This window comes from Microbacterium sp. BF1, from assembly GCF_019279095.1.
Classification (GTDB): domain Bacteria; phylum Actinomycetota; class Actinomycetes; order Actinomycetales; family Microbacteriaceae; genus Microbacterium; species Microbacterium maritypicum.
Genome location: NZ_JAGYWT010000590.1, coordinates 1 through 1,428 on the forward strand (window position 1 = coordinate 1; position 1,428 = coordinate 1,428).

General features: G+C 68.1%; 1 protein-coding gene and 2 pseudogenes. 2 read left to right on the plus strand and 1 reads right to left on the minus strand.

Going from position 1 to position 1,428, the window contains the following annotated elements; genetic code table 11:
• A pseudogene (locus KZA10_RS15160) lies at nt 1–126 on the plus strand (4-hydroxy-3-methylbut-2-enyl diphosphate reductase); the annotation flags it as partial.
• On the opposite strand, the pseudogene KZA10_RS15165 reads toward KZA10_RS15160, so the two are convergent.
• A pseudogene (locus KZA10_RS15165) lies at nt 98–1,219 on the minus strand (DEAD/DEAH box helicase); the annotation flags it as partial. The pseudogenes KZA10_RS15160 and KZA10_RS15165 overlap by 29 nt on opposite strands.
• A 61-nt stretch (nt 1,220–1,280) precedes the next feature.
• On the opposite strand from KZA10_RS15165, the gene KZA10_RS15170 reads away from it, so the two are divergent.
• Nucleotides 1,281–1,428: RsmD family RNA methyltransferase (locus tag KZA10_RS15170; RefSeq protein ID WP_218683301.1), on the plus strand; the 148-nt coding region annotated here is incomplete at its 3' end.

The following is a 1,428-nucleotide window of genomic DNA, read 5'->3' on the forward strand; positions in this document are numbered from 1 at the left end:
GGTGTCTCGCCGGCAGTCGTGAACGCGGCATCCGATCGAGGACTCCACGCGATCGATGCGACCTGCCCGCTCGTCACCAAGGTGCACCGCGAGGCCGTGCGCTTCGCACGCGACGATTTCGAGATCCGGCCGCGGGCATCTGACCAGTCAGCAGCGTCGGCATCAGCAACGGCGCGAGATCAGGACCGAGCATCTTGGCGATCGAGCGCAGATGCTGACCGGCCAAGACCTCTGTGGGGGCGATCAGCGCGGCCTGGCCGCCGCTCTCGGCCACCTGCAGCATCGCTCGCAGGGCCACCAGCGTCTTACCGGATCCGACTTCGCCCTGAACGAGACGGTTCATCGGCCAGGCACCGACGAGGTCAGCGGCGATCTGCCGTCCCACCGTCTCCTGATCGGGAGTGAGCGTGTACGGGAGGCTCGCGTCGAAGCGTTCCAGCAGCCCGCCCGCGCTCGCAGGCCGCGACGTGGCGGAGAGCGCACGAATCGCGTCCCGCTGCTGGAGGAGCGCCGTCTGCAGGGTGAGCGCCTCATGCATGCGCAGGGTGCGCACGGCCGGGTCGATGTCGTTCCGGGTGCGGGGGCGGTGCACCAGTTCGAGAGCCTCGCGAGCGGTGAGCAGCTCTTCGCGTTCTCGGATCTCCGCGGTCAACGGGTCGGGGGCTTCCGCGAGGTCGTCGAGCACGCGACCGATGAGTCTGGCTATCTGCCAGGTCTGGATCGTCGAGGTCGCGGGATAGATCGGGATCGGCACGGCTGCGCGCGCGTCGGCACTGCGCCGAGCGGAATCCTCATCGTCGAACAGCTCGTACTCCGGGTGCGCGAACTGCGTCACCCCGTTGAACTCCCCGACCTTGCCGGAGAACACACCGCGTCGTCCCACTGCGAGATCTTTCGACCGCCACTCGGCTGCGCCGACGTTCTTGGCGAAGAAGGTCAGCGACATGCGTCCGATCCCGTCGCCGATCACGACGTCGACCATGGCACCGGGACGGTTGCGCATGCGACGGAAGCTCGAGGAGAGAACCTCGGCGACGATGGTCACCGTCTCTCCGAGGGGCAGGTCGCGGATCGGCGTGAGCTCGCCAGGGTCGGCGTAGCGGCGCGGATAGTGCGCGAGCAGGTCTCCGACGCTCTGCATGCCGAAGGCGCGACCGAGCGTCTTGGCAGACGCCGCACCGAGCGCATCCTCCAACGAGGAATCGAGCGTGAGCGACATGCTCCGAGTCTAGGGAACACGACGGACACAGCCGGCACGCAGGCTGTCGTATCGTGAACGGGTGACGAGGATCATCGCAGGCAGCGCCCGAGGCGCCCGACTCGAGGTGCCGGGCTCGGGCACACGCCCCACGAGTGATCGGGTGCGCGAGTCGCTGTTCGGCGCGCTGGAATCCCTGAGCGCGATCGAGGGAGCGAGAGTGCTCGACC